Origin of the sequence: Streptomyces sp. DG2A-72 (assembly GCF_030499575.1) — a bacterium.
In the GTDB taxonomy this organism is placed as follows: domain Bacteria; phylum Actinomycetota; class Actinomycetes; order Streptomycetales; family Streptomycetaceae; genus Streptomyces.
Genome location: NZ_JASTLC010000001.1, coordinates 4,883,166 through 4,908,623 on the forward strand (window position 1 = coordinate 4,883,166; position 25,458 = coordinate 4,908,623).

Consider the following 25,458-nt stretch of genomic DNA (forward strand, 5'->3'; position numbering starts at 1 on the left):
CACCCACCCAAGGAGGTTCGTCATGTCCCGCGTACAGCTCGCCCTCCGTGTACCAGACCTCACCGCATCCATCGCCTTCTACGCCAAGCTCTTCGGCACCGAGCCCGCCAAACTCCGCGACGGCTACGCCAACTTCGCCATCGCCGAGCCCCCGCTCAAGCTCGTCCTGATCGAGGGCGCGGCGGGAGAGGCGACACGCATGGACCACCTCGGCGTCGAGGTCGACAGCACCGAAGCCGTCCACGCCGCCACCACCCGCCTGAGCGAGGCCGGCCTGGCCACCGACGTGGAGAACGACACCAGCTGCTGCTACGCCCTCCAGGACAAGGTCTGGGTCCACGGCCCCGGCCAGGAGCCCTGGGAGGTCTACGTCGTCAAGGCCGACGCCGACACGCTGGCCAAGCAACAGGGCAGCACCTGCTGCACCGACTCGACCGGCGTCGACACGAAGGAACCGTCCATCGCGGGCGGCTGCTGCTGACCCGTCGATGGCCGGCCTCCACACCAGCGAGGCCGTGACCGGAACGGGAGACCGGTCACGGCCTCGCGCCGCCCTGCCCGCCCTGTGCGCCACCCAGATCACCAGCTGGGGAACCGTCTACTACGCCTTCCCCGTGCCGAACCCGCAGATCACCGTGGCCACGGGCTGGTCGACGACCGCGACGACCGGGGCCTTCTCCGGCGCACTCCTGGTCTCCGCCCTCACCGGCATCCCGGTCGGCCGCATTCTCGACCGCCGAGGCCCACGCGCCGTCATGACCACGGCTCCGTCCTGGGTCTCGTCGCCGTGCCGGCCATCGCCTACGCACCCAACCTCGCGGCCTTCACGGCCGCCTGGCTGCTGGCCGGCGTGGCCATGGCCAGCACCTTCTACCAACCCGTCTTCGCCGCCCTCACCCCCGCCGGGGGCCTGGCCTCCACCGCCTTCGCACCCTTGCACCCTTCACCGCCGCGCTGGCCGAGAACCTGAGCCGGCGCACCGCATACGCCGTACTCGCGGTGGTCCTGGCCCTCGTGCCCCCCGCCAACGGCTCGGTGGTCCGCAGCCGCCCGTTCCTGATGCGCGCCACCGCGCTCACCCTGAACAGCTTCGCCATGTACGCCGTCGTCATCGCCCTCTATTCAGCCCTTGGCCCGTTCGGCTCGGCGCACGTTGAACAGCACGTCGGTCGGGGTGATGGCCGGGTTGGGCACATCGAAGACGCTCAGCTGGATGGGGAGGAGGAACACCGCGCCGGATACGCCGACCGGGGCGGTCGAGGTCGCGATCAGCAGGCCGGCGGCCAGCCCTCCCGGCAGTATCCAGTCCACCGCTGCCCCCGCTCCACGTCCTTCGATCACCCGGCCCAACGAGATGTTCATGAGCGGCTCGCGCCAGTGCTCCCGTCCATCAGGCGGTACATGCCGATCGACTTGTGCGTGGCGGTGTCGGCGAAGCCGAACTTCTCGTAGAGGAAGCGCGCGGGGCCGTCCGCGATCAGCGAGACGTAGGCAGTGGCGGGCGCCCGTCGCTCCAATTCCGCGGTGAGCGCGGCCATGATGCGCTTGCCGAGGCCGCGTCCCTGGTGTGCGGGGTGTACGCACATGTCGACGATCTGGAACGCGGTCCCGCCGTCACCGATGATGCGCCCCATGCCGACGGGCTCCCCCTCACACTGGAGGATCACCCCATGCCAGGTGTTGGGCAGGGCCAGCGCAACCGCTTCGGGGGCCTTGTCAGAGAGGCCGGCATCGGTGCGCAGGCGGCGGAAGACCTCGACGGAGGGCACGCCGACGCGCAACTCGTAAGGGTCATGACGGATCGTCATGTCAGTGGCCGGCTTCGGCGTGGTCACCGTGGTCGCTGAGCTGCGCTTCGAACCAGTCGTGCAGGGCATCGATCAGCGCGGGCTCTTCGGTGTTGTAGGTGAGGGTGGCCCCGTCGGGCCGCTCCCGGTAGCGCACCTCGATGCGTTCGTAGCCGTCTTCCAGCTCCGCCAGGCCCGGCATGTTCTCGCCGTGGATCTGGGCAGGGTCGCCGAAGTCGCCCCGGCTGAACGCTTTGGCCTCCTGTCGGAGGTGTGTGCGTATGAGGCCGATCTGCTTGGCGTCGTCGGACTGGTCCGCGACGACCTCCTGGACCCCGCCCATCACAGTGGGGGTGAAGTGGTGAGTGGTCTGTTCGAGATCGAAGGGCATCACGCTCTGACCGCGTTCGGCGACCGTCTCCTTCCGGTCTCGGCTGTCCTGCCACGGGCCGCCGATCAGCAGGACTGCGGCCAGCGCCGCGCCGACACCTCCCGCGGTGATCCCCGCCGTCAACAGTCGGCGCTTGCCGTCATTCATCCAGTGCCTCCGTCAGGACTCCGAGGGCGTGCAGCACGCCCGCTCGTTCGTGGGGTGGAATCGCATCAAGCAACCGGGAGAACTTCTCCCCCGCGCGTCGGCGAGGTTGTGCGCAGCTTTCTGCCCTGAGGGCGTTAGACGCAGGACCACGCCACGGCCGTCGCCGGGGGCCGCGGCGCGTTCGACCCAGCCGCGGGCAGCCAGCTGCCCGACGAGCCGACTGACGGTGCTCTTCTCCAGTCGCAGCCGGCGGCCCAGTTCCACCTGCCGCAGTTCGCCCTCCTGCGCAAGCTCACCGAGGGCGTGCGCCTCGGAGACGGGGATCGCCTGACCACACGGCGTGCGTTCGGGCTGGTGCAGCCCGAACGCACGGACGAAGCCCCGCAGCACATCCTGCAGCAGGGCAGGATCCGCTTCTCCACCAACTTCCGACATGGTTCGACCGTACAACCAGATTGTTCGACGGCACAACCATTTCTCTGTATTGCGCTTGCCAGGAGTCCGGCACTCCGGCCACCTGCCCGTCGACGCACTTCTCGGCATGCTGGGCAGTGGCCCGGGGTCAGGGGCAACGGAGGTGTTCGCCGAACGGCGGTGCGTCTCGACGAGGAAAGGGACAGCTACCTCGTGCAGGGGTGGAAGGTGGAGGGCATCGAGCGTCTCGGGCAGATGGACATCCCCGGCCACGAGTCGGTGGTGGAGATCCCCCGGCGCATGGCGCAGTTCTTCCTGAAGGTGAAGAAGGCCGATGAGGACCCCGACCTTTGAGGAGCTGTTCCGCGACTGCCAGCGGACGGCCGTCCATCTGGAGATGCGCGACGCCAACATGAAGTCGGACCCGGCCTTCATCGACTGGAAAGCCGGCATGACACTCGACCCGGCCGAACGCTGGGGCGACTGGCACAGCATCGTCACGGAGGCGACCTCGCGAGGCGTCGAGGTCCGCCGGGCCCGGGTCGGCTCGACGCCCGTCAGCAAATACATCCGCTGCACCTCACGGAGGACCCGGAGGTCACGAAGCTCTGCGAGTCGGCCTTCGCGGCCGTGTGGGCGCGGGCAACACCGCACGCAGAGTTCCACCCGGCCGAGTCGGCCTGACAGCTCGAACAGCACCGTCGCAGCCACGTGACATCGCCATCTTCGAGCGTTCAGGAAGCCCGCAGGGCCGGCTGCTGTGGTGCGGCTCGGCGCCGCCCCTCACAGGACGGCTGCGGCCGGGCGACACCCCACTGCGGGGACGGGCCGGACTGGTACTGGTCATCCGCTCCCCCGACCACCGCCCGCGGTGCTCGACAGCCGCGCCCGGGGCCGGTGAAGCGCTTCACCGGCCCCGGGCGACGGGTGGACTCAGCGCGCCACCTTGAAGCCGACCGGCACGAAGTAGCTCCAGTCCTTGCCCTCCGCGCCAGTCGTGGCGTTGACGCGGGTGACCTTCTTGTCCCAGTTCTTCGGCAGGGACACCTTCACCTTGTACGTGGCGCTGGCGCCGGACTTCAGGGTCTTGTCCACCGCGAACGCCGCGAACGAGTGGGTGCCGCCGTTGTGCTGGGGCGTGTGGCCCCACTGAAGGGTCTTCCACTTGCCGTGGACCAGCTCCTTGAGGACGGGCTGGTCGGCGGCGTAGGTGCTGTAACCGACATCGACGTGCTTGACGGTGTGGTCCGTGAAGTTGTGCACGGTGACCGTGAACGTCTTGGCCGCTCCGCCCGGCTTGAGCGTGACGTGCTTTGACCAGCCGCCGACCGACACCTCCGGCCCCGCCGCTCCGGCCGCGTACGCGGATCCCGCCCCCAGCACGGAACCGGCGACGACGGCCGCCCCCAGTGCGAGACCGAGCCCACCGGTCCTACGGAACACGCCGCCCATGTGAAGTCCCCTTTCCAAGGTTCTTTCCGTTGCTCTGCGCCTTTGACAAGACGTGGAAAGAAATATTCCGTTCCACGTCGTTTCACTGAGAGTGATTCAGGTGGCGTCCCACCGGTTCCGGAGCATCGCCATGCTTTGCACGGCGATGGACATCGCTTTGCTCGCTCAGTGCCCTGCTACCTGCGACCAGGCCGGTGCGACGAGGCCCGCAGCCACGCCGAGCAGGCGCTGGTCCTGGCGCGCGACCACTCATTCCGCGTGGTGGAGGGCCAGGCCCTGACCGTCCTGTGCGGCACAGCGCAGTCCGAGTCGGCGTACGCCATAGCCGTACCCCTCGGCCGTGAGGCACTGGTCATACACCGTGAGACCGACCACCGACTCGGCGAAGCCCGCACCCTCCTGGCTCTTGCCCGCGCCGTCGGGAAGGGCGACGACGCTGCCGCTGACCTCATGAGGGAGCAGGCGTTGGACATCTTCTCAGATGTGGGCGTTCCTGCGGATAGTCATAAAGATCTCGACTTCTGACGTTTGCACACCCGTGACCGGAACCTTCCGAGACGGGCTCGGCGCTTCGTAAGCCCTGCTGCACCGCAGGTCAGGACGTTCCCGCACATGGGCTCCCACCGTTCGCGGTGGGGCCCTTCGGCGTGGCTCACCTGGGCGCGGAGTGCAGCTCGCGCACCAACTGTGGGGTGAGAAGTTCGCCGGCGCGATCGGCGAGGACGGCCATTTCGTAGCCGACCAGGCCGACGTCGCACCCTTCGGCGGCGAGGACGCCGAGGCAGCTGCCGTCGCGGATGCGACCGACCATGAGGAAGCCCCCGAGCATTTCGATCATGACGAGCTTCATGCCATGGAAGCCGTGTGCTGTCGCCGCGTTCTGGGCGAGGCTGGTGATGCCGGAGACCACGGCGGCGAGGTGGTCGGCACGATCTCGGCCGAGGGTGTCCGAGGCGGCCATGAGCAGACCGTCGGATGAGACGGCGACGGCGTCGGTGACGCCGTCGGTGGTGCGCACGAACTCCGAGACGAGCCAGCCGAAACTCTGGACGGCGGTGGTCACGATGACGCTCCTTGGGAGGTTCTGGCTTCGGCCCTGGCGACACCTGCCCGGAAGCCGTTGAGCAGGGAGGAGACAGCCGGCCGGGCCTGCGGGCGTGCGGCGGAGTGGCCCTCCACAGGGGCAAGCAGGCGCCCGGGGAGGGCAAGGAGTGCGGACAGGCCGCCGCCAGGAGTGTCGAAGAGGTGGACTTGAGTGGCTTCACCGAGGCGATGGGCGAGTCGGCCGACGACGAGGTGGCCGAGGAACCGGGTGGGTGCGGCGAGCAGGGCCTCCTCGCCGGAGTCGGCGAGGAGGACGCGCGCACGTTCTTTGTCGGCCTCGGACATGCCGATGCCGTGGTCGACGACAGCGAAGCAGTACGTGTCGTCCTCTGTGTCGCACCAGCCGTGCACCTCGACCATTTCGGTCGGTGGCGAGAAATTCAGCCCGTTCTCGATGAGTTCGGCGAGGAGGTGGGCGACATCGGCGACGGCGTGCCCGCGCACCCGCACCGGCTCCACGGTCGCGATCAGGACCCGACGGTACTGCTCCACCTCGGCGACAGCGGCTTGGACGACTTCCAGGCCGTCGGAGGGTGCTGCCGTGGGCCGCGGCGGATTCTGCCCGGCGAGGACCAGCAGGCTTTCCGCGTTGCGCCGCATACGGGTGGCGAGGTGATCGAGCTCGAAAAGCTCGGCGAGGGCGTCCGGGTCGAGTTCCTGCCGTTCCAGGCGAGTGATGAGGCCGAGCTGACGACGCACGAGGTTCTGGTTGCGGCGGCCGAGATTGGCGAGCGATTCGGTGGTGTTGCGGCGCAGGCCGGCCTGCTGGGCGGCCAGGTGGAGAGCGGTGTGTTCCACCTGCCGCAGGGACGCTGCGACCTCGGCGATCTCCGCCGCGCCGCCCAGCAGCCGTGCATCAGGGTTGCCCGGCGCGTCCGCCGGCGGGAGGAGCCCCACAGGGTCCTGCGGGGACTGCTGGATACGGGCGACGGCCCCGGGCAACCGGTGCCGCGCCACATCGTGGGCAGCCTCGGCGAGCGCGCGGAGCGGGCGGGTGAGGGAACGGGAGGCAAAAGCGGCGAGGCCCGCGACGAGGGCGGCCATCAACGTTGCCGCGACAAGATAGGCGGCGAGGGCCCGCTCGGCGTCGTGGCTGAGCCGATCGGCCCGGCCCTGTACGTCGTCACCGACCGACTGCTGAACGGCGTACAGGTCGTCGACGAGTACGGTCATCACGTCCCACCAGGTGCCCGCGTCGGCGCGCAGCGCGGAGCCGTCGGCGGCACGTTCGGCCTGATTCTCGTAGGCGGTGGCGCGTTCGGCGTCGTCGGTTCCGAAGGCCTTCGTCAGGGCCGCGCGCTGGGGTGCGGTGGCCACCTGGCGGAAGCGGGCGAGGGCGGCGACACGCGTGGCGCGGACTTCGGTGAAATCGAGGTACGCGCGGCTGTGGAAGGCGCCTTCGGCGAACACGCCGTTGAGGAGTCCGCGTTCGAGAGCGACGGACTCCTTGGCCGCGGCCAGCTCCCGCAACGCGGTGAGCCCGTCACGAAGTTGACGGTCGGCGCCAGTCGCGGTCTCCGCCACCGGATCGACGGCGTTCAGGGCATCAACGGCGGTGGTGTAGAAGGCAAGGGTCGCGGCCTGGTCGGCGGTTCCCCTGTCGGCAGCGGCTCGGGTGTCGGCGAGGCGCCGCAACTTCCGCTGGATGACTTCCTCGACCGTGCTTTCGCTACCCATTCCGCGCAGTGCCGTGTCAACGCGCTTGCGCGTAGCACCGAGCTGTGGGCGGAACTCCTCCTCGCCGCCCAACAGGCCGTTGGTCAGGCCGCGCTCGCGCTGCAGCTGGTGCACCAGGGCCTGGATCCGCAGGCTGAGGCCAACCTCGGCACGGGTCGTCCGGGCATCGCCGAAAGCCTCGGCGCGCCCGTGCACCGCGAGACCGGCCACCGCCAGCAGCAGACAGATCGGGACCGCGATGACCACCGCCACCCGGCCCCTGATGCTGCGCCAGCCAGGCATCGACCGTCGGCCGGGAGCCGTTCCGCCGCCGTGGTGGCGCCCTGAACTGCCGTTGTCGTACCGGCCCTTGCCGATCGCGGCAAGCCGTCCGTGCAGCAGCCGTACAAGCGTCCACACCCTCATGTCTCGACGCTAGTCCGACCCCCGCAGGGGCCGGTTTCCGACCTGTTAGGTCGCGTGGGAAGTTCCGTTGCGCCGCTCTCACACCACGGGAGGCGAGACTGTGACCGCGGATGCCCGACCATCAGGTACGAGCGGCCCGTTGCCGACGCTGTTCGTGCACGGCGGCAGCCGGGTCATGGGCGACGCCGCCACCGACGACCGGCTGGTCCTCGAACTCGCCGTCCGCGCAGTTGCTGTTCCCCCCCCAGCACCGACTCGGGCCTTCGCCGCAGATTCCTACGATCCGTGGCTGGTACGAGCAGAGCGAGCAACCTTCGCGCCACGCCTGGACGCCGCCGCGATTGCGGTGGAGACGGCACGCGCCGACGTACTGCTGGTCGCCGGTGCCGACGACGCGATGTGGCCCTCCCTGCGGTATGCGCAGCAGTTGGCCGCGCGACGTCACGCGGTCGGCGCGCCGGTGGAGGTGGTGGCCCGGGACGATGCAGGACACCGGCCACGCCTCCCCGGCGAGAGCCCCGCCGCGCCCTCGACGGCCTTCCTCTACGGCGGCACGGCCAGCGGCGACACCCCGCTCGGCCGGGCCGCCTGGGCGCCCATCCTTGAACGGCTCCGTCCAGCCCAGGCCGCAGCGGGTTCCCGGTAGGAGGCGGCGGCGCATGCTGCTGCCCCGGGTCGGCTTGTGGGTCACGCGTTATGACGGTCCAGGTCGTGGCAGCCCAGCTGATCAGGGAATGGGACGTGGTGGGCCGGCGTCCGCAGCCGTCTCCCAATGGGCCGCTCCGGCCCGCCAATGACGCGTGCGGTGGTTGCGGTTCGTGACCCTGCGCACGGTCACGGACGTGATCCTTCCGGCACGCCGAGCGTCGTCCGCTTCGCCCTGGGGTGTCGGCGGCGCCGGTCCCGTACCGGCCAGAGCAGGACGTATGTGGTGGAGACCGCGACGAAGCCGAGGCGGAACAGGCCGCGGGTCGCGTCGTCGGGGACGGTGAAGACGGTGCCGTACAGGGTGATCAGGCCGATCCAGCTCCACCAGGGGACCAGGCGGCGCTGGCCGATGACGTCCCAGAGGAGGGTGCCCAGGAGGACGGACGCGCCGTAGTAGGTGTAGACGCTGGGGTCCAGGAGGATGCGGGCGTTGGTGCCGAGGAGGACGACGGCGGGCCAGCGGCCTCGTCGGACGGCGATGCAGCCCAGCGCGAGGCCCAGTGCGGCCTGGGCGGGCCGGTCCCAGGGAGGGGTTTCGGGGTCGTTGACGCCCAGCCGGCGTAGGGCGGACGCGGGCTGGTTGGGGATGGTGAACTCGGCCGCGGCGAACGAATGCGGGGCGCCGAGGAAGAACGGCAGCCAGACGAGCGCGACCAGACCCGCGCACCACAGGCCCGCGCGCAGCCACTGCGTTCTCGGCAGGGCGAGCAGCAGCGGCAGGAAGACCAGTGCGGTCGGTTTGGAGTCGATGGCCAGGGCCAGGAAGATGCCGGTCGCGGCCGGGTTGCGTCGGGTGAGGGAGCTCACGGCCAAGGTCGTGAAGAAGAGGGCCAGGACGTCGTCGAGGTGGCCGAAGCGGACCGCGACCTCGATCCACATCGGGATGAAGGCCAGGCCCGCGATCAGCACGCGCTGCCGCAGCCGCTGGTGGTTGGTCCCGGTGCCAAGGAAGTACTGGGCGGCGCTGCGTCCGGCCACCACAAGGATCACCAGGCCGAGCAGGGACATCACGGCGGCGGCCAGGAACTGCCCGACGGCCTCGGAGAAGGGGTTGAACAGGCCCGCCACCAGGAAGCTGACGGGTCCCATCTGCAGTTCGGGGTGATGGGCGTACAGGTTCAGCCCTCCGTCCGCCCTGCCGGAGCCCGCGTAGAGCAACTCCCCGCCGGTGCGCAGATAGTGCCAGGAGAACCCCCCGTGCGGCTCGACCACGGCGAACCACAGGACGGTCCAGGCCGCGAGCAGCACCAGGTGCACCCGCTGACTGATGACAGGCACGCCCGCTTTCCCTTCGGCCCTTGTCGCCCCACATGGTCTCCACAGGTCATGGACCCCTTCTTGAGATGGCCGGACGGCAGGTCGGGTTCTGTCTTCGGCCGAGATCGGGTCGTACGACACAGGAGGGCCGTAAGCCTGCGGAATTGTCCCCGACCGGTAACAGACGGATCCCTCGGCCGGCTTCCTCCCTCTTCACGGACGCACAGGCTCCACAGCGACGGCGAGGGACAGCGGACATGAGGCGAAGTGGCGGACGAGGGTGGTACGGCAAGATGCTCGCGGCGGCGGTCGGAGTGACCGCGGTGGCTGCCATGGTCTCGGTCTGGGACACACAGCTCGGTTCCACCGAGGGGCGGCCCGCCAGGACTGACGTCTCGACGCCCGCCAACTCGTCCCAGCCGAGCGCGCAGTCACCGGGCCGGAAGAAGGTGGCGTCCGTGTCGCCGGAGATCGCGCATGCCTCGGACGGAGGTGCCCGCAGCCTCAACATCACCATCGACGACGGGCCGGACCCCACCTGGACACCGGAGGCGCTGCAGGTGCTGCGGGACAACGGGGTGAAGGCCACGTTCTGCATGGTGGGCACGCAGGCTCGCGCCCATCCGGACCTGGTCAAGGAGGTGGTGGCGGCCGGGCACCGGCTCTGTGACCACACGGTGTCGCACGACGTCGCCATGGACAAGAAGTCCGAGGCCTATCAGTCACAGCAGATACTCGACGCCGAGCGCATGATCACCGAGGCGTCCGGGGGCGTACGGCCGATGTACTACCGGGCCCCGGGCGGTGCCTTCACCCCGTACAGCCGCCACCTCGCCGCGTCCCATGGCATGCGCCCGCTCGGCTGGAACGTCGACACCATGGATTGGAAGCGCCCCGGTACGGAGACCATCGTCGCCACCGTCAAGAACGAGATCTCCAACGGCCCGACCCTCCTCTTCCACGACGCGGGTGGAGACCGCTCCCAGACCGTGGCCGCCCTGCGGGAAGTCCTGCCGTGGTTGAAGGAGCAGGGGTATTCGTTCGGGTTCCCCGTGCGCTGAACCGGATTTCCTCGTGCACTGATCCCGAATTCCCCGCGCGCTGAACCCGACTTCCCCGTGTGCCGATCCCGGTCGTGCCCCACCCGGCGCCTTGCGGGGCCGCGCGGTCCTCAGGTGGCCCGCACCGTGCTCGCAAAGTCGGGCGGCGGCGGAGGCTCGGGCAGCAGGGACTGCAGCTCGATGTTGATGGAGCGCAGGCGTTCCTGCTCGCCCGCGTCCCGGGCGCGTTCGCCGTCGCGGATGAGACGGTCGGCCCTGGACGGGTGGCGCATCCGGTCGCGGTAGCGGGCCAGGTTGTCGAAGACGAGCGGCTGCAGCACCCCGGCGCGGTCCAGGACGCGCATGGCGTGCTCGCGCAGCCGCTCGGTACGGCGGCGCAGCAGGTCGGCGTCGCGGGACTCCACGGCGTCGGCGATGTCGCGCTCGTAGACCGGCAGGTCCTCGCGGTCGGAAGGGCTGCCGTGTGCGGCGACCAGGTCGCGGACCTCGGTCAGCAACGACTCGGCCGCCCGGACGAGTTCTGGCCAGGTCAGTTCGTCTTCCACGGCGTCCAGGGCGACCCGCAGATCGAGCAGGCACTTGGCTGCACGGCCCGCCTCGTCGGGGTCGTGCCGGGCCGCCTCGACCGCCCGGTCCAGCTCGCCGAGCAGGTCCTCGTCGTCCACACGCTGGAGCAGCAGGGCGGCGACGGGGCTGTCCAAGGAGGCGCAGCGGGTGCGCAGTTCGCCGAGCCTGGCCTGTTCCGCGTCGGCGTCCAGCCGTAGTTCGGCGTGGTCGACGGCGGGTTCGCCGACCAGGTTGACGGTGGTCTCGAACGCCTCGTCCAGCAGGGGCACGAAGGCGCTGACCTTCACCAGCCGGGAGGCGTCGATCTCGACGGTGAGCCGTACCTCGCTGCCGGCCGGCACGGTCCGGCTCACCCGGTCGGCGCCGACTTCGATGCGGCCGATGGTGCGGTTGCGGTCGGCTCGGGGGCGTTCGCCCTCCAGGACGGGGATGCGGATCAGTCCGCCGCTGGCGCCCCGCTCGACGGTGACGGTGGTGCGCAGGGGTGCTGTGCGCCGTACCGGAAGCCGCGCGCCCCGTTCGACGAGCGGGCGTACCTGGTTGTCGGCGAGGCCGACGCCGAGGGCGTGGGTGAGCATGGGATCGGTCTCGACGGCGCCGACGGTGTAGGTGAGCAGGTCGGGGGTGAGGCGCTGCCGGGTTCCGGCGGCGTCCGTCAGGACGACGGCGAAGGTGTTGCGCCGGCCGGGCTCGGCGCGCAGCGTGCTGGTGAACTCGCCGCGTGCGGACAGGGCGATACGGCCGCTGTGCCAGGGCGGGTCCGACTCCTCGTTGAGCAGTTCCACGGACATTCCGGAGGCGGCTGTGCCGTCGGCGGCACTCACCCGGCCGACCACCACCGGGTCCAGGTCGGGGCTGACCCGCGGGTACTCGCAGCGCAGCGTGAAGGCGCCCGGCTCCGGCACGGGCGTGGTCCAGTCGTCGGGGAGCGGCTGGGCACCGGCGAAGATCGCGGCGCCGCGGGCCACCACGGTCATCGGGTCGTGCCCGAAGTCCATCGGGATGCCGAGGCCGTGGCGCGGGTCGGCCAGGCGCTCGCGCAGGAAGGGCATGGCGGTCTGCCCGCCCACCATGATCACCTTCTCGATGTCCCCGGGTCCCGCGCCGAGTTCGTCGAGCACCGTGCGGCACAGGTTGACCGACCGGGTGACGAAGGGTTCGGCGAGCCGTTCCACGTCGGCGCGGCGCAGCTCGTGGAAGAACTCGTACCGGCCGCCGGTGTCGTCGACCAGTTCTACGTCGATGTCGGCGGCGTGCGCGCGGGACAGCCGTATCTTCACGGTCTCGGCGGCCTGCTTCAGCGTGGCGACGGCGGCCCGCCACCGCGGGTTGCCGCGGGACAGGTCGGCCAGCTGCGGGACCTGGCGGACGGCGGCCGGGATCAGCAGCTCCTCCACGATCCGCCAGTCGACGAGCTTTCCGCCGAGGAAGTTGTCGCCGCGGTGGCCGACGACCGAGAACTCCCCGTCCCGCAGCCGGATCACGGCCGCGTCGAACGTCCCCCCGCCGAAGTCGTACACCAGCCACATCGCGTTCTCGTCCGTGGCCTGGAAGCCGTACGCGTGGGCAGCCGCCGCGGGCTCCTGGAGCAGCCGGGTGAACTCCAGGCCGCCCAGTCCGGCCGCCCGCCGGGTGGCCTCGCAGGCGTTCAGGTCGAACGCGGCCGGTACGGTGATCACCGCCGCGCGGATCTCCTCGTCCAGCCGCGCCGCGACGTCCCCCCGTAGCGCGGAGAGCACCTCGGCGGACATCTGCTCCGGCGTCAGGGTGCGGCCGGAGGCGGGGAAGTGCTTGTCCTGGCCGGCCATGCCCATGCGCAGCTTGAACTCGACACCGGTGTTGTCCGGGTCGCGCTCGCACCGCTCCCGGGCCGGGCGCCCGACGAAGAGCCGGTCCCGGCGGTCGATCCAGACCGCCGACGGGGTGGTCTCGTCGCCGTCGTTGTTCTTGATCACCTCCGTCTGCACACCGCGCAGTACGGCGACCGCGCTGTTCGTGGTGCCGAGGTCGATCCCGATGTCGATGGTGGTCCTGCTGGTCCTGCTCACTGTCCCGCTCCCCCTTCCTCTTTGGGCTCCTCCGGCGGCGTGCCCACGATCACTTCGCCCAGCGCGAGGGGCGTACCGCGCAGGTACACGGCGGGCCGGACGGTCTCCACGACCTCGTCGCGTTCCAGGCCGGGCATCGGCTGGTAGGCCAGGACCCGCATCCGCAGCCCGGGGTCGAAGACGGTGCCGTCGTACGACCGGGTCTGTACGCCGCTCTCCACGAGGGCGTCCACGACGGCGTCGAGGTGGCGGCGCACCCCGGCGGAGGTGCCGTCGGCCACCTCGACCTTGTTGCGCAGCCGCCACACGGCCGTGGCGAGCTCGACGAGGGCACCGGCCTCCAGGACGACGGGGGCGGTGAGGGGTGCGGGCGTGGGGGTGGGGGTCCCGGTGCCGGGAGGGGTGGGCGGCATCAGATCACTTCTCCCTGTTGCTCGGTAGGCAGGCCAACAACATCAGGAGCACGCCACCGCCCGCGCCGCCCCACTGGCCCAGCGCCTCCCCAGTGGGGGTGGTGCGCCCGACTACGAAACTGGCGACGATCAGACCGGCCGCAGCCAGTACGACGACCAGCGCGAGGATCGTCTTGCCTCGCCGCTCCAGAACCCAGGGGGCGTAGATCAACAGGACCGCCCGCACGAGCGAGTCCCCATACGATCCCGCGTACGGGTTGGGCCGACGCGTGGGCGGCGCGTACGGGTCCGGTGACAGCCCGGCCTGACCCAGCAGGACCCGCGCCTGGGACCGGCAGTTGGCGCAGCACGGAATCCCGATGCTCTGCGGGCCCCCGATGCCGTCCCGGGCGACGGTCAGCACCTCGGACGCACCCACGGACCGGCCGCAGCGGAAGCACTGCCCCGGGATTCCGGCGACCGCCGGTGCCGTATCGAAATCGAACGAAGACTGGTAGGTCGCCGCCCGGTCGAGCGTGTCGATGTTCTTCCGGATCACCGACCGGCCCTCCTCGCTCACGGCGAGGGGCAGCACCCTGCGGTAGCCGGCGAGGGCCTTGACGCGGTCGCGGGTGGTGTTGGCGTACTCGGTGAACAGCTTGCACGCCGCCATGGCCACCGCGTCGCGGACCTGGTCGGTCTCGGGGGCGTGCGGACGCAGCTCCCGCAGCTCACGCAGGCGCGGTTCTACGGTGTCCAGCAGCCGGGACGCCTGCTCCGCGGCACGCCCCGGCGACCGCTCGCCGCGCTCCACGGTCTCCTTGCACTCCAGGAGGATGTCGTTGCTCAGCAGCACGGCGAGGTTCTTCTCGACAAGGGTGCGTACGTCGCCGCTCGCGGCGAGCCCGCGCGCCGACCGCAGGTGCGCGGCGGCCCGGTTGACGAGGGGGTCGTGGGCGGTGGACGCGTTCGAGGTCAGGCTGTTCGCACAGGCCACCGAGCAGGCGTTGACCGCGCCCGCCACCTCGTCGGCCGCATCGGCCACCACGGCGTGCTTCTTGCCCAGTACGGCACGCAGCACCCGGACGTCCGTCTTCGTCTCGGCCAGCAGCGAGTCGGCGGCCCGCTCCAGCGCCGCCGGGTCCGCACCGGGGCCGGGTAAGGCCTCCGTCCGGTTCCGGACTGCGGCGGCGAGCGGCGCGACAACGCGGCGGAGGGCGGCGTCCACCACCCCGTCGCTCACTTTCAAGCCCCGCATCAGCGACACGTGCTGCCGGGCAGCGTCCTCGCCCCCTCGCTGCCGGGCAGCGTCCACCGCGACCTGCGCGTGCAGGTCCAGCAGCACCGCGGGCAGGGCCTCCCGGAATGCGGCGCCGTCCACCGTGCGCAGCCGGGGGTCGTCGAGTACGCGGATCCGCTCGTCGACCCACTGCCAGCAGCCGTCGTCCGCCAGCACCAGCCGCCAGTACCGGTAGGCCCGCTCCCACAGCATCCGGAGCGTGCCGTCGCCCAGGAACGCCTTCGCCTCCAGGGCTTCGGTGTGGTGGAGGACGGCGAGGTTGTGGACGGCGATGGTGCGGGCCCTCGGATCGGCTGCCGCTTCGGCAGGGGATCCGGCGAGCCGGGCCCACACCTCCCGAGCCTGCGTCAACTCCGTCCCGCCGGTCTCCGCAAGCGGCCAGAACCAGAAGAACTCGTCCACCACCCGCCGTACCGGATCCTCCAGCCGCCGCAGTGCCTCCCGTACGGCGATGTGGTCGGGCACCGGGTCCGGCGCCAGCCACCGCGCCTCCCCCGCCGCCGGCCCCCCGGTCCGTTCAGCCCTCAGCGCCTCGGCCGCACGCACCTCGGAGACCCGACGCCGCACCGCCCGCGGCGTCGCCGTCACCGCCAGCCCGCTGACCCGGAACGCATTACGCCGGTACAGCTCCCGGTCCAGGGCGTCCCCGAGCCACGTCGGCACCTCCACCCGAGCCATGGGACCCCTCCGACCGCTGCCCGCCGCCAACGACGACGCCGAGTCTGTCGCCGGCCCGTCGGGACCGGTCCCCGATCCATCCCGGCGTCCGCCGTGGGTGGGCTCTTCGCCGGTCGTCCCCTTCAACTCCCGTTCTCCGCAAGGCTCCACGGCTCGGCTGGCCTTCACGGGATGCGGGGGCAGTGCGGCGGTCCGACGTGGGCGGCCGAGATCGTCGCTGGGCCAGGTTCAGGCGACGCCACCCCCTTCGCAAGATATAGGGGTATGTTTTATGGAGTCGTACTTCTATATCCGGGCACGCGCATCACATGGACGATCTGGCCCGCGCCCTTCCTGGCATTCCTCCGCCAAGCTCTCGCCTGCCTTGGCGCCTCTGAACCACACGTGACCTGCTCACCTGCTAGTTTGCAACTTGCCGACTCGCCTATACGAGTAGGCCTGTTGAGGCGGATGAGTTCGGGACAGCGCCCCCACACACCACCGCACACCATGCCGATCAGGTCGCCGGAAGTTGGTACGACAACACGTACGCGTCCGCCGCCATCACCGTGTCGCAGACCTCCACGGCTCGCCCCTCCGTGTCGAAGGCGGTACGGATGAGGTGGATGACCGGCACGCCGGAGGCCAGCCGGAGTGTCTTCACTTCGGCGGGTGAGGGCATCCGGGCGCGGATCTCCTCCTCGAAGTGGTCGAGGCGGTGGCCGAGTTCTTCGAGGCGGGCGTAGATGCCACCCGGACCGGGGTTGGGCTCGGCGATGGGGGTCCCGCGCGCAATGTCGAGGGGCAGGTAGGAGGTGGCGAACTCCACGGGCCGCCCGTCGAGGAGATACCGGCGCCGACGTGCGAGCACGCGGCGTACGGACCCGAGCCGGGTGGAGATGTCCTGGCTGGGCTTCTCTTGCTTGACCTCCAGGCTGTCGACCTGAGGGTGGCTGCCGGCCGCGTCGGCCTCGACGATGAAGGCGGACTTGCCCTGCTCCCGGTGCCGCCGGGCGAACCGGTCGGAGGCGAGCCGCCGCACGGGAGGCCGGGGCCGGACGAAGACACCCTTGCCGTGCTCGGCATGCACGAGCCCCTCACCCTGAAGGATGGAGAAGGAGTTTCGAACCGTCATACGGGAAACCCCGTAATGATCGACAAGTTCAGCCTCCGAGGGCAGCTTGTCGCCTTCTCTGAACCGCCCACGGTCAATGGCTTCACGCAACTGATCAGCAATCTGCCGGAAGACCGCACGATCGCTCGTGGGGTCGAGATCACCGAGAAGGCCCGAAGGAAGAGGGCTCACGCGTACTCCCTTAGATATCTAGACGAGTGGGCGAGTGTTGTTGCTACGGTGGAGAGCCTAGCCAGCCGAGAGGGCCGAGGAACGTGAGCACTGACCGCCCGCACTCCGTGAGCGTCGCCGGGGTTGTCGTCGACACCCAGGGCCGTGCCCTCCTGATCCAGCGCCGCGACAACGGCAAGTGGGAACCCCCGGGCGGCGTCCTCGAACGCGAGGAAACCATCCCCGAGGCCCTCCAACGCGAAGTCCTCGAAGAAACCGGCATCAAGATCGCACTTCCCGCGACCCTGACCGGCGTCTACAAAAACATGACAGGCTTGATCGTCTCGCTGGTCTTCCGCTGCGAAGCCGCCGACGGCACGCCCACCACGGGAAGCGAGACCCGCGCGCTGCGCTGGGCCACCCGCGAAGAAGTCTCCGAACTCGCCGACGAGGCATACGCAATCCGCGTCCTGGACGCCCTCGACGCAGCGTCTCCGCCGGCTATCCGCGCCCACGACGGCGTGAAACTCGTCTAGCCCGAACCCGCTGCACATGGCTGCCTACCAGCACGAAGGAACTTGTATGCACGAGTATATGAGTACCCCCCGGGTCTGGGGACTCACTTGCCCAGGCCTTCCGGAAGAGGTCAGCCGGGCCCGCCGCTGGACCCGCGACATCCTGCGCGACTCGCCCTTAGCGGAAGATGCCGAACTGATCGTGAGCGAGCTGAGCGCGAACGCGATCCTGCATACGGCCAGCGGGCGTGACTGCGGAACCTTCCATCTGGCCCTGGCAGTGTCAGCCCAGGTGATCGCCCTGTCAGTGACGGATGACGGAGGCACCGGCACACCCCCCAAGGTCGAGCACGAGGACCAGGAGGCGGAGCACGGCCGAGGCTTGGGCATGGTCAGCGTGATCGCCCACCGGGTCGTGGTCCACGACAGCAACGGCGGCCACACGGTCACAGCGGAACTCTTCACCGATACGCGTGCGGGAGGTCACCCGTGCTGATGGACAGGCCCTTGCCCGGCTTCTGGTGCGAATGCTGGACCGAAGACCTCACCGACACCCCAGGACAGCCGACACTCCGCGCATCCTTCGACGCCTACTCAGCACCCCAGGCTGACAGATGGGTTGCGACCACGCTCCGCACCATCACGCCAGCACTGGACCCGGACGCCTCCGACGAAGCATGGCACTGGCTGTACTTCGGCCGCATCAGGACCAGGCGAGCGCTCCTGCGGTTCGAGCCGTGCACGGTGTCGGTGACCCAAGCCGACACACTCATCACCTGGACGATCCGGCCCGTGCTCTTCCTACCGCTGGCACGCCGCCGAGACGCCGAACTTCCATCCTGTGCTTACGACTTCGAGCCCCACGCGACCGACTGAGTTACAACTTTCTCTACGGGTTCAAGGCGGCTCGCTCCGCTCCCCGCGCGCGGCCCGGCCCCCGGCCGGGCCTGCGCTCCTGTCTCCGCCCCGCTCCAGCCCGGCCGGCGCCCGTGCCGCGCACACAGCAATCAGCCGCCTGATGCCAGAGAAGGGGTACGTCGTGGCTGGGGCGGTCGGCTCCGCGGCTTTACGCAGCCACTTTGGCGCGAGCCTCGAAGATCATGGCCCCAACGTCGTGCTTTACCGGGCAGGTCCACAGACTACCCGACGCGCCGGAAGCTTACGGGGCCATGATCACTCGCGCCAAAGCAGCTCCAGCCCAAAGCCGCTACGCCGACCTCACGAGTGCGGCACACTGTAGACGAAACAACTGCGGGCGAGGCTCTGCGACTCCGAATGGCACGAGCATAGGCAGGGTTCGAATGGCGCTACTGCAAGACCTAATTAGAGATGCTGCTGGCGAAACGGTATCCACGACAAGCCTTCTTCGTCAGGCTCGAATTGCAGCAACTCGCTTGCGAATTTCCGAAGCCCTGAAGTGGATCGAATCTGAGCTACAGGGATATCCTGATGATGAGGTTCCGGCTTATCGAGGACCTATCCCGGTCCACACTTTGGGTAACTTCGTAGGCCCTTTCGGCTCAGGCATGAACAATGCCCCCATCGCCATTTCCATGCTACCCGATAGGTTCAATCCGGCACGACTGTCCAGTACTCACATCCGTCAAAGCGTTTCTGAGATTGAAGAAATCCTAAGAGGGGATCTAAGGGGTGGAATTGGCGCACCATGGACGGCAGACATGGTGGCGCAATTCAACTATCATCACAGTCGCGGCGATTTCACTCTTTACGAAGGAATGGGTGCAACGCGCATCTGGCGGTCAATCGCGCCCTCCCAACTGCATGCCGTTCTAGACTCAGTGCGCACACGAATTCTTGATTTTGCACTCAAGCTGGAAGCGGAAGACCCTGAGGCTGGCGAGAAGGCTGGAGAATCACTCGTGACATCCGAAAAAGGGAACGAGATCTTCAACACGGTAGTCAACGGCGCTGGATCGAACGTTGCACTAAATTCAAGTAACTTCACTCAAAACTCTTACGTCAACCCTCCCAAGACAGATGATGAACTCATCGAGAGGTTGAGACAAGCGGGAGTCAATGAAGAGCTACTGACCTCTCTAGCTGAGGCCGTTGCAGAGGACCGCACTGACGCTGGGGGCACACTGTCTGAACCTGGCCCTCGCGTTCAGGGATGGCTTGGAAGGGTTATGGCTCTCGGAGCCAGGTCATCTGAAGCTATTGGTACCGGGGTTGCAGGCGGAGTGGTTACAGAGCTAGTTCTCAGCTACTTCGGCCTGGGTGGCTAATAGACCAGCCCGGAGATTCACGGAAGGCGCAATAAAGCAACCTTTCATGGAATAGGGCGTGACCCTGTGATCCTCAAAGATATGAGGCTGAAATGACCCTGATATCCACGGCCATATGTAAATACGGAATCATTCAAGCATCCGATTCGCATCTAACAGGATCTACTGGCGAAGTCACAGCGGGGCCGAAAGTATTCAGGCTGGGGTTCTGTCAAGGGGCACTATCGCTGGCAGGGACCTACGGCGTTGGAGCTGCCCCCATGAACGAATGGATGTCAGCTTTCGTATCTTCTTATGGGAAATCCCCGAACCCTTCAATAGGGGATTTCGCAAATCGCCTCGCAGATGAAATCGGCGCCAGCAGTACAGCAAACAGTCCCAGACTCTTCCACATAGCCGGCTACAAAGACGAATCGAACGGAACGCACCCCGAATTCTACTTTGTGCGCAACATTCAGGGCATCAATCCCGTGACGGGCACATATGAAGGCGTAACGGGGAATTATCTGGTCACAGAGGACTTCTGGACGCGAGACTACGCCAAAGCGCCATCTGGGATGTTCGCAATAGGGGGGTCTCAGCGGTACTTCAACGGATATCCTGAAGGAAGGATTGCCTATCTCGGGGCAATGCGGAGATTCAGGGAATTCTATGAGCAAGTCTGGAGTGAGCCTGGATGGAAATTCAGGAAGCCGAATTCTCTCGACGAGCTAGTCGAATTTGTCACCCTTGAACTGCAAGCCGTCAATGCACTCTTTACGAGTAGCGATTATCCCGCTCCCTACATAGGCGGGGAGATCCAGATAGAGAAGATCTATGCGCCCCCTGAGGCAATAGACCTCTGATACCTATCTCTGTGCCAGCCTTTTCGGAAGCCCGCAAGAAACCACGACTGCCGTACAGTAATCCGAGAGTAGAAATCCGACTCCGGGGTGGACGGGACGCTGGGTCCAGCGGTGCCGAGACATCACGTCCGGTGTACGTGGTGATCATTCCTTCAAAAGGCGAGCGCTTGTTAGGGGAATCACGGGGAATGGCGGGAACCAGGTCGTTGACCAGTCAGTTGCCGCAGCCGCTCCGCTGCAGGTCAGCCAACAATCGCCCGCAGGGACCCAAGCTTCCCAAGGGTAATGGGTAACCGCATGTACCCAACGGGCCATCAGCTCAACTAGCGCATAAAGCGCAATGATCCCACCGAGAGCGCCGCGATCGAAATGGCCTCAGTAAATGCACGCTTGCGCACCCCCGGAGGACCCTCTACTGGCGTGACGTTGATCAACGGGAAGCGCTCACACTTCACCTTCCGCTCGTCACCGTCGACGAGCAAGGTCACGGTGACGAGCTGCCCGCGACGCAGAAGGGACGGCTTGACGTCAAGCCACCCGCGAGCGCTTACAGGCCTGGCCAGGCTGACTTGTCGGCCAGTCGCAAGATCGGGAGGCAGGCTGCCAGCCGGGATGTTCGCTACCTCCAAGATCGCTTTGACCTCATGGCCCAGGTCAAACCTGATCGGCTCGCCTCCGTGGAACATGTCTGCCGTGATGTCGCGTCGCCCCTGGTTGGCGATGACGAGCTCAACGATGCGCGGCTGATGCAGTTGATCCGGACCGAGGTTCACGGTGAGTGGCCCACGGCCTGTGGAGAACTGCGGCAAGCTGATGAGAGGAGTATTGGACTTAATCCACCAGTTGATCCTGTGCTTCGGGTTGTTCGACCTGAATGTGGCCCATGCGCCAAGAACGCCAACCGCGATGCCCGCAATGATCGTGATGATGAACTGCCATAGGGAGCCAGACGCCCACCAGTCCCCCGCAAGGATCTCCATGGGTGGGATTAAATCACCCACCCAGCGAGCCGAGATGACGGCTTCAAGGGCATGCGGTGACCTGCGAGAGCATGAAGTCGGGACTGGTCGGGATGGAACCTGCGGATCCGCGCCTACGACCTGCGCTCCAACGCCCAAGAGGCCCTGTTTCGGGTGCAGATGCTCACTGATGACGAGGCCCTGAGTCAGACAGCGGAGGCCGTACTTGCCGACGTCACGACGCTGTCCAAGACAGACAGTAGGACCGAACTTGACCAGCGCAGAGTGAAGACCCGGGACAACATTGGCCAGCTGGTGAAGGTGCCCAAGCGCCATCTGAGGCGCCTTCCACGGGCCTGCTCGTATGGGGGGCGTTGGAGCCGCGCGCCGAGGTGACCGCACCACAAGCGCACCAGATCGAGCGGGGAACAGCGGGGAATCACGGTGAAAGCATCCCAACCCGACAAGGCCACGGCCCGGCGGTTCGCACAGGTCAGCGCCCGAACCAGCCGCAAATGATCGCAGCTTCCCAAGCTGATGGCCTGACACTTCAGTACGGCCGCGAAATCTCGTGCTCGCCCAATGCAGCCTCGTACCGTGCCAGCAGAGCATCCAGGTTCGCCAGAAGAAGGCCTGCGGAGTCCCGAGCTTCATCCAGATCGCCGCGCTCGCATGCCTCCACCACCTCGGCCACGTCGCTGCGGAGGATGTGAAGGGAGTCGCCCTGCAGCAGGATCCCGGGGAACCGTCTGCCGGGTATGCGCACCACGGCGTCGCTGCCACCATCTGTGAACAGCTCAGCCTCAACACGATCCATCGGACCATCCAACATGACACCACGGGATGACATCAACGATGGTGGAGGCAGGCGGCCTGGACCGATCACACCTGCCATGCCGGGAGTGCTGCGAGGGCCGCATGAGAGCCGCCCGATCGAACCCCTAAAGCCGGTGCACGAGTTCGTGCCCTGCCGGAGAAGGCCGGGGTTGCGCAAATCAGGAGATCAGCCAAGATCATCTTGAGGTAGTGATCACCGGATGGCTAGGCACGGTCTGCATGATCTAGAGAATCAATCGCGGCTACTACTTCTTGCTGCATGAGTTGGAACTCGTCATCGCATGGGTCGGCGCGGGCGTACCTGTTGTTGGGATCTCTGGTGGCTTCAACGTAAAAGTCCACCGCTCGGCCCATCCAGTTGCGCTTAGGCCACATGGCCAGGATGAGAGCTGTCCCCTCTGCGGATCGCGCGCCGCGTCTACGGCGGTCTTCTTCGATGACCTGCAGGAGTCTGACGCATTCGTCGTAGTCGCGGCGCCTGGCGAACGCTTGACGTTCTTCTTTCGCCGACTCGGCCGCGTCACGGTCTGCTCGTCGGCGGTCTTGGGTGGCGATCAGCAGCGCCACTGCCACAGCAATGATGGCTGCGACAGCTTGAGCTACGCCGGCTGCGTCGCCTCGCTCCCAGCCCTTGGGCGGCCAAATCACTAGTGCCGCCGTGGCTGTGGCGATTGCGGCTGCACCGGTCACGAGAAGCTTGTCTGTTCTGTCCACGCGCTGATGTTCCCGGCTATCAGTCGCTCTGAGAAGAGATAGTCAGGCGGTCAGCCATGAACCGCTCCAGATCATCTGCACCCCCAAGCTGAGGTCAGGGCAAGGGTGTGAAGCCAGCCGACTGTCACCTGGGGTTCTACTCGACCGTCCTTTGCGTAGGCGAGCCCAAGGGACACCTCGTGGTGCACCGAGGTTGCCGGCGCCGGGAGCGCTTGTCGGTGGTGGCTCCCCGGCCGGATCACAAGGGCGCGAGCTGGGACACAGCGAGGGACACGAGGACACAGGCGGGGACACGTGTGTGGAGACAACCATGCGAGCAAACAGACGAACGAACAGGCATGCATGCCGCCGTGCAGGGAGCGTTGCAGGAAGGCATGCAGGAAGTCAGACGCACATGAGGGCCGTGCTGCGCGCACCTCCGCTAGCGGGATAGCAAGCAAGCGTGCCAGCGAGAGGGATCGAAGGCGGGAACCGTTGAATCGAAGGAAGAGGTCACATGTTTCCTTGATCGAATCTAGGAACCTAAGATGAAACAGCTATCTGACCTTTGAAGTTGCGATTTGAGTCTGTGGTGGTCACAATCAACCCACCAGGCCCGCCAGGGCGTTGAACGCAGAAGGCCACCCGCGTATCCGTAGGAAGAGGCGCGGGTGGCCGACGGCCCAAGACAGGACCGGTTCAAGTATGAAAGACCGCCGGAGGCAATTCCAGTTACCCACCCCCACGGTGGGTGCGAACGCCATCTATGTCTTCGCACTCCTGGCCGGAGTGATCTTGATTTGCTCGGGGCGTGCTTCGGTGCCGGAGGCCACCGGGTACATCACGCCCTTCCTCCTCATCCACGAGCGAATGGCCACTCAGCTTCGTACTGCGCTGCAGTACAGCAACGGCGTACAGCAACCACAGCAACCGATCGCGACCAGTCGTGACGTTCCCTAGCCTCTTGGGGGCCAGAATGACCGCCCCTGACCGATCCATATAGAGCTACGGATCAGAAGATTTCTGACATCCACGGCTGACATCAACGACGCCGGACAGAGGCGTACACCAGCATCCCTGTCCGGCCGTCGCACCAGTCACCGGCAGCGGCCGGAGCGGGCTTGGATCGAATTCCTAAAGCGGGTGTCGGCCTGTGCCACAGCCGTGCCACGTAGGGCGGTCAACTACGGCTCGCCACAGTCGGGATGCGTTGTTGACCTGCACTGGCCCTGACCTGGACTGGCCCTATAGCTGGAGTGACCTGGGCGTCCCCGCTGCCGATCACACCCGCCCTTACAAGGTGGTACTCCTCGGACGTGCAGCCGGGTGTACTGCGTGACAACGTCGACAGACAACGCAGGAAAAACGGGCACAGCTTTGGCCGATCCCAGCAGTTCAGAGGCCCACCGCTCCCCGGTAGAGCACCCATCCGAGTTGCCGCGGAGGAAGCCTTTTGGTGGCGAGCGTCTACTGCGCTGCGCGGACGGTGGGCTGCCTGCGCTGCTTCCCATGTCCCATGCCCCACGGCCTGCCTACCGGATCGCCGGGTCCCGGCTCTCGCGGACCGTCCAGCCGATCGCGCCCGGCAGTTCCCCGGCGCGGCGTGTGACGCCCAGGCCGGAGGCGGCCACAGCTACCGCCGTGCCGAGGCAGAGCAATGAGCCAGGAAAGCCCGCCACCGCGCCGAGCAGGGCTGGTGCGGCCAGTACGAACGCGACGAGCAGCCAGACGAGTTGGCGTCCGTGCAGTTCTTGGCGGAACTTCGCGCGGCCGGCCAGGGCGAGGCTCGGGCGGTTGGAAGCGGTGGGGTGCAGGTTGGCGGGACGGCCGTTGCCGGGGTCGGCGAGGTACTGGCCGGCGGCATCGCGGGAAAGTTCGCCCCACACCACGTGCCCGGTGTCGGCGACGAGAGCTACGGGGAGTCCCTTCTCGATCAGCTTCCAGCGCGTCGGCAGGCACAACCAGGCCTGGTGTGGCCGCCGAGTTGAAGTCCGGCCTGAAGCAGGTCCGTGGTGGTGCGTGTCAGGCCAGTGCCGCCGCCCGCCGGATACATGGGGTAGACCTGCAGTGGGACGCCACCCCCGACCGGTGACACTTCGAGCCAGTGCGTGTGCTCGACCTTGATCGTGCCGGGCTTGTCACCGCGCTTCTCGTACCGCTTCCAGACGGGTGCCCCGATCCGTACGCGCACGGCGTGCACCTGCCCTGCGGCGACGTCTGCGTAGAGGACACGCTGGCGGGAGCCCAGCCGGTGCCCCAACAGGTCGGTCGCGACGTAGACGAGCAGCCAGAAGCCGAGGCCCATGCCGAGGATGCCGACCAAGCCCGTCAGCACCCCTTCGTACAGAGCGAATCCGAACCACAGCACGGCGAGCGGAGTGACGATCGTCAGCACCACGCCCGCCGCCAGGCCCCAGTCGTGGGGCGGTTTACGTAACGAGCGCGGGATGGATGCCTGCGCCGACACCGGCGATTCGACCCGCACCGTGGGCGCCGCCCGGCACGCGAGTATCCATCCGCCGGCGGCCAGGGCAGCGACCCCGAGGGCCTCGATGATGTCCCATCTGGGAGTGGGCGCGTCACGCCGTACGAGGGCGAGAGCGACCGCGACGGCAACCGCGACGAGCGCGGCACCGCTGCACAAGCGGGTAAGCATTGTGCTACGTCGCATGGCGCACCTTTCTCCGAGGCTCCGGTGTCTGGGTGGTCAA

General features: G+C 67.6%; 27 protein-coding genes and 3 pseudogenes. 12 read left to right on the forward strand and 18 right to left on the reverse strand.

The features are described from left to right. The first annotated feature begins 22 nt into the window (after positions 1–22). Complete coding sequence (locus tag QQY66_RS23200; RefSeq protein ID WP_301982252.1) at positions 23–481, forward strand: ArsI/CadI family heavy metal resistance metalloenzyme; 459 nt, start codon at positions 23–25, stop codon at positions 479–481. 120 nt (positions 482–601) lie between these two features. Here QQY66_RS23200 and QQY66_RS23205 read toward each other — a convergent pair whose 3' ends face one another. Next, on the reverse strand, positions 602–757 hold the full coding sequence (locus QQY66_RS23205; RefSeq protein WP_301987774.1) for a hypothetical protein: 156 nt from the start codon (positions 755–757) through the stop codon (positions 602–604). Here QQY66_RS23205 and QQY66_RS23210 point away from each other — a divergent pair. Beyond that, positions 690–1,119 (forward strand): annotated as a pseudogene (locus tag QQY66_RS23210) (MFS transporter); the annotation flags it as partial. The gene QQY66_RS23205 and the pseudogene QQY66_RS23210 overlap by 68 nt on opposite strands. 30 nt (positions 1,120–1,149) lie before the next feature. Here the strand turns inward: QQY66_RS23210 and QQY66_RS23215 are convergent. The 4 genes and pseudogenes from QQY66_RS23215 to QQY66_RS23230 form a co-directional block, all read right to left on the reverse strand. Further along, positions 1,150–1,362: pseudogene (locus tag QQY66_RS23215) on the reverse strand (sulfite exporter TauE/SafE family protein); the annotation flags it as partial. Continuing rightward, positions 1,359–1,808: a GNAT family N-acetyltransferase gene (locus tag QQY66_RS23220; RefSeq protein ID WP_301987460.1), complete on the reverse strand. Its 450-nt coding sequence runs from the start codon at positions 1,806–1,808 to the stop codon at positions 1,359–1,361. The pseudogene QQY66_RS23215 and the gene QQY66_RS23220, both read right to left, overlap by 4 nt. 1 nt (position 1,809) lies before the next feature. After that, positions 1,810–2,325 (reverse strand): aspartate carbamoyltransferase, encoded by a 516-nt coding sequence (locus QQY66_RS23225; RefSeq protein WP_301982253.1) that lies wholly within the window; start codon positions 2,323–2,325, stop codon positions 1,810–1,812. A 12-nt stretch (positions 2,326–2,337) separates the two neighbouring features. Further along, on the reverse strand, positions 2,338–2,760 hold the full coding sequence (locus tag QQY66_RS23230) for a MarR family winged helix-turn-helix transcriptional regulator (protein WP_301982254.1): 423 nt from the start codon (positions 2,758–2,760) through the stop codon (positions 2,338–2,340). A 159-nt stretch (positions 2,761–2,919) separates the two neighbouring features. Between QQY66_RS23230 and QQY66_RS23235 the strand changes: the two genes are divergently transcribed. Then, positions 2,920–3,093, forward strand: coding sequence for a hypothetical protein (locus tag QQY66_RS23235; RefSeq protein ID WP_301982255.1), 174 nt, complete (start codon positions 2,920–2,922; stop codon positions 3,091–3,093). After that, positions 3,074–3,423, forward strand: a pseudogene (locus tag QQY66_RS23240) (DUF6879 family protein). The gene QQY66_RS23235 and the pseudogene QQY66_RS23240 overlap by 20 nt, the downstream one beginning before the upstream one ends. Before the next feature lie 249 nt (positions 3,424–3,672). On the opposite strand, the gene QQY66_RS23245 reads toward QQY66_RS23240, so the two are convergent. Next, positions 3,673–4,191 carry a hypothetical protein gene (locus QQY66_RS23245; RefSeq protein WP_301982256.1) on the reverse strand — a complete coding sequence of 173 codons (519 nt, stop codon included), beginning with the start codon at positions 4,189–4,191 and terminating at the stop codon, positions 3,673–3,675. 168 nt (positions 4,192–4,359) lie between these two features. Here QQY66_RS23245 and QQY66_RS23250 point away from each other — a divergent pair, with 168 nt between their 5' ends. Further along, complete coding sequence (locus QQY66_RS23250; RefSeq protein WP_301982257.1) at positions 4,360–4,716, forward strand: hypothetical protein; 357 nt, start codon at positions 4,360–4,362, stop codon at positions 4,714–4,716. Between the two features lie 127 nt (positions 4,717–4,843). Here the strand turns inward: QQY66_RS23250 and QQY66_RS23255 are convergent, their stop codons facing one another. Both QQY66_RS23255 and QQY66_RS23260 read right to left on the reverse strand, forming a co-directional pair. Then, a complete protein-coding gene (locus QQY66_RS23255) occupies positions 4,844–5,254 on the reverse strand; it encodes a roadblock/LC7 domain-containing protein (protein ID WP_301982258.1) in 411 nt (136 codons plus the stop codon). Further along, positions 5,251–7,377, reverse strand: a complete 2,127-nt coding sequence (locus tag QQY66_RS23260; protein ID WP_301982259.1) for a nitrate- and nitrite sensing domain-containing protein — start codon at positions 7,375–7,377, stop codon at positions 5,251–5,253. The genes QQY66_RS23255 and QQY66_RS23260 overlap by 4 nt, the downstream gene beginning before the upstream one ends. Before the next feature lie 139 nt (positions 7,378–7,516). Here QQY66_RS23260 and QQY66_RS23265 point away from each other — a divergent pair, with 139 nt between their 5' ends. Beyond that, positions 7,517–8,023, forward strand: coding sequence for an acyl-CoA thioester hydrolase/BAAT C-terminal domain-containing protein (locus tag QQY66_RS23265; protein WP_301982260.1), 507 nt, complete (start codon positions 7,517–7,519; stop codon positions 8,021–8,023). Positions 8,024–8,211: 188 nt separating this feature from the next. Here QQY66_RS23265 and QQY66_RS23270 read toward each other — a convergent pair whose 3' ends face one another. Then, positions 8,212–9,363, reverse strand: coding sequence for a hypothetical protein (locus tag QQY66_RS23270; RefSeq protein ID WP_301982261.1), 1,152 nt, complete (start codon positions 9,361–9,363; stop codon positions 8,212–8,214). A 236-nt stretch (positions 9,364–9,599) separates the two neighbouring features. Between QQY66_RS23270 and QQY66_RS23275 the strand changes: the two genes are divergently transcribed. Further along, positions 9,600–10,403 (forward strand): polysaccharide deacetylase family protein, encoded by an 804-nt coding sequence (locus tag QQY66_RS23275; RefSeq protein ID WP_301982262.1) that lies wholly within the window; start codon positions 9,600–9,602, stop codon positions 10,401–10,403. Between the two features lie 110 nt (positions 10,404–10,513). Here the strand turns inward: QQY66_RS23275 and QQY66_RS23280 are convergent, their stop codons facing one another. From QQY66_RS23280 to QQY66_RS23295, 4 genes are all read right to left on the reverse strand, one after another. Further along, the gene (locus QQY66_RS23280) at positions 10,514–13,018 is read right to left on the reverse strand and encodes an Hsp70 family protein (protein WP_301982263.1); all 2,505 of its coding nucleotides are present in this window, start codon (positions 13,016–13,018) and stop codon (positions 10,514–10,516) included. Then, a complete protein-coding gene (locus QQY66_RS23285) occupies positions 13,015–13,431 on the reverse strand; it encodes a hypothetical protein (protein ID WP_301982264.1) in 417 nt (138 codons plus the stop codon). The genes QQY66_RS23280 and QQY66_RS23285 overlap by 4 nt, the downstream gene beginning before the upstream one ends. 4 nt (positions 13,432–13,435) lie before the next feature. After that, positions 13,436–15,388, reverse strand: coding sequence for a hypothetical protein (locus tag QQY66_RS23290; RefSeq protein ID WP_301982265.1), 1,953 nt, complete (start codon positions 15,386–15,388; stop codon positions 13,436–13,438). A 496-nt stretch (positions 15,389–15,884) separates the two neighbouring features. Continuing rightward, positions 15,885–16,673, reverse strand: coding sequence for a GntR family transcriptional regulator (locus QQY66_RS23295; protein WP_301982266.1), 789 nt, complete (start codon positions 16,671–16,673; stop codon positions 15,885–15,887). Positions 16,674–16,780: 107 nt separating this feature from the next. Here QQY66_RS23295 and QQY66_RS23300 point away from each other — a divergent pair, with 107 nt between their 5' ends. The 5 genes from QQY66_RS23300 to QQY66_RS23320 all read left to right on the forward strand — a co-directional run bounded on the left by QQY66_RS23300 (position 16,781) and on the right by QQY66_RS23320 (position 20,258). Further along, entirely contained in the window at positions 16,781–17,188 is a 408-nt protein-coding gene (locus QQY66_RS23300) for an NUDIX hydrolase (RefSeq protein WP_301987461.1), read from the forward strand. Between the two features lie 46 nt (positions 17,189–17,234). Then, the gene (locus QQY66_RS23305; protein ID WP_301987462.1) at positions 17,235–17,663 is read left to right on the forward strand and encodes an ATP-binding protein; all 429 of its coding nucleotides are present in this window, start codon (positions 17,235–17,237) and stop codon (positions 17,661–17,663) included. Continuing rightward, positions 17,663–18,043: a hypothetical protein gene (locus tag QQY66_RS23310; RefSeq protein WP_301987463.1), complete on the forward strand. Its 381-nt coding sequence runs from the start codon at positions 17,663–17,665 to the stop codon at positions 18,041–18,043. Before QQY66_RS23305 ends, QQY66_RS23310 begins: the two co-directional genes overlap by 1 nt. A gap of 425 nt (positions 18,044–18,468) precedes the next feature. Beyond that, positions 18,469–19,413: a hypothetical protein gene (locus QQY66_RS23315; RefSeq protein WP_301982267.1), complete on the forward strand. Its 945-nt coding sequence runs from the start codon at positions 18,469–18,471 to the stop codon at positions 19,411–19,413. 92 nt (positions 19,414–19,505) lie between these two features. After that, complete coding sequence (locus QQY66_RS23320) at positions 19,506–20,258, forward strand: hypothetical protein (RefSeq protein ID WP_301982268.1); 753 nt, start codon at positions 19,506–19,508, stop codon at positions 20,256–20,258. Between the two features lie 323 nt (positions 20,259–20,581). Here the strand turns inward: QQY66_RS23320 and QQY66_RS23325 are convergent, their stop codons facing one another. From QQY66_RS23325 to QQY66_RS23345, 5 genes are all read right to left on the reverse strand, one after another. Beyond that, positions 20,582–21,238 carry a hypothetical protein gene (locus tag QQY66_RS23325; RefSeq protein WP_301982269.1) on the reverse strand — a complete coding sequence of 219 codons (657 nt, stop codon included), beginning with the start codon at positions 21,236–21,238 and terminating at the stop codon, positions 20,582–20,584. A 529-nt stretch (positions 21,239–21,767) separates the two neighbouring features. Continuing rightward, positions 21,768–22,112, reverse strand: a complete 345-nt coding sequence (locus tag QQY66_RS23330) for a hypothetical protein (RefSeq protein ID WP_301982270.1) — start codon at positions 22,110–22,112, stop codon at positions 21,768–21,770. 146 nt (positions 22,113–22,258) lie between these two features. Then, entirely contained in the window at positions 22,259–22,768 is a 510-nt protein-coding gene (locus tag QQY66_RS23335) for a hypothetical protein (RefSeq protein ID WP_301982271.1), read from the reverse strand. Positions 22,769–24,279: 1,511 nt separating this feature from the next. Further along, positions 24,280–24,708 (reverse strand): hypothetical protein, encoded by a 429-nt coding sequence (locus tag QQY66_RS23340; protein ID WP_301982272.1) that lies wholly within the window; start codon positions 24,706–24,708, stop codon positions 24,280–24,282. Then, positions 24,681–25,418, reverse strand: coding sequence for a hypothetical protein (locus tag QQY66_RS23345; RefSeq protein ID WP_301982273.1), 738 nt, complete (start codon positions 25,416–25,418; stop codon positions 24,681–24,683). Before QQY66_RS23345 ends, QQY66_RS23340 begins: the two co-directional genes overlap by 28 nt. Between the last annotated feature and the right edge of the window lie 40 nt (positions 25,419–25,458).

Coding starts and splice junctions, on each gene's coding strand:
- QQY66_RS23200 (WP_301982252.1), top strand. CDS start 23: ATGTCCCGCGTACAGCTCGCCCTCCGTGTACCAGACCTCACCGCATCC.
- QQY66_RS23205 (WP_301987774.1), bottom strand. CDS start 757: ATGACGGCGCGTGGGCCTCGGCGGTCGAGAATGCGGCCGACCGGGATG.
- QQY66_RS23220 (WP_301987460.1), bottom strand. CDS start 1,808: ATGACGATCCGTCATGACCCTTACGAGTTGCGCGTCGGCGTGCCCTCC.
- QQY66_RS23225 (WP_301982253.1), bottom strand. CDS start 2,325: ATGAATGACGGCAAGCGCCGACTGTTGACGGCGGGGATCACCGCGGGA.
- QQY66_RS23230 (WP_301982254.1), bottom strand. CDS start 2,760: ATGTCGGAAGTTGGTGGAGAAGCGGATCCTGCCCTGCTGCAGGATGTG.
- QQY66_RS23245 (WP_301982256.1), bottom strand. CDS start 4,191: ATGGGCGGCGTGTTCCGTAGGACCGGTGGGCTCGGTCTCGCACTGGGG.
- QQY66_RS23260 (WP_301982259.1), bottom strand. CDS start 7,377: ATGAGGGTGTGGACGCTTGTACGGCTGCTGCACGGACGGCTTGCCGCG.
- QQY66_RS23275 (WP_301982262.1), top strand. CDS start 9,600: ATGAGGCGAAGTGGCGGACGAGGGTGGTACGGCAAGATGCTCGCGGCG.
- QQY66_RS23285 (WP_301982264.1), bottom strand. CDS start 13,431: ATGCCGCCCACCCCTCCCGGCACCGGGACCCCCACCCCCACGCCCGCA.
- QQY66_RS23290 (WP_301982265.1), bottom strand. CDS start 15,388: ATGGCTCGGGTGGAGGTGCCGACGTGGCTCGGGGACGCCCTGGACCGG.
- QQY66_RS23305 (WP_301987462.1), top strand. CDS start 17,235: ATGCACGAGTATATGAGTACCCCCCGGGTCTGGGGACTCACTTGCCCA.
- QQY66_RS23310 (WP_301987463.1), top strand. CDS start 17,663: ATGGACAGGCCCTTGCCCGGCTTCTGGTGCGAATGCTGGACCGAAGAC.
- QQY66_RS23315 (WP_301982267.1), top strand. CDS start 18,469: ATGGCGCTACTGCAAGACCTAATTAGAGATGCTGCTGGCGAAACGGTA.
- QQY66_RS23320 (WP_301982268.1), top strand. CDS start 19,506: ATGACCCTGATATCCACGGCCATATGTAAATACGGAATCATTCAAGCA.
- QQY66_RS23325 (WP_301982269.1), bottom strand. CDS start 21,238: ATGGAGATCCTTGCGGGGGACTGGTGGGCGTCTGGCTCCCTATGGCAG.
- QQY66_RS23330 (WP_301982270.1), bottom strand. CDS start 22,112: ATGGCAGGTGTGATCGGTCCAGGCCGCCTGCCTCCACCATCGTTGATG.
- QQY66_RS23345 (WP_301982273.1), bottom strand. CDS start 25,418: ATGCGACGTAGCACAATGCTTACCCGCTTGTGCAGCGGTGCCGCGCTC.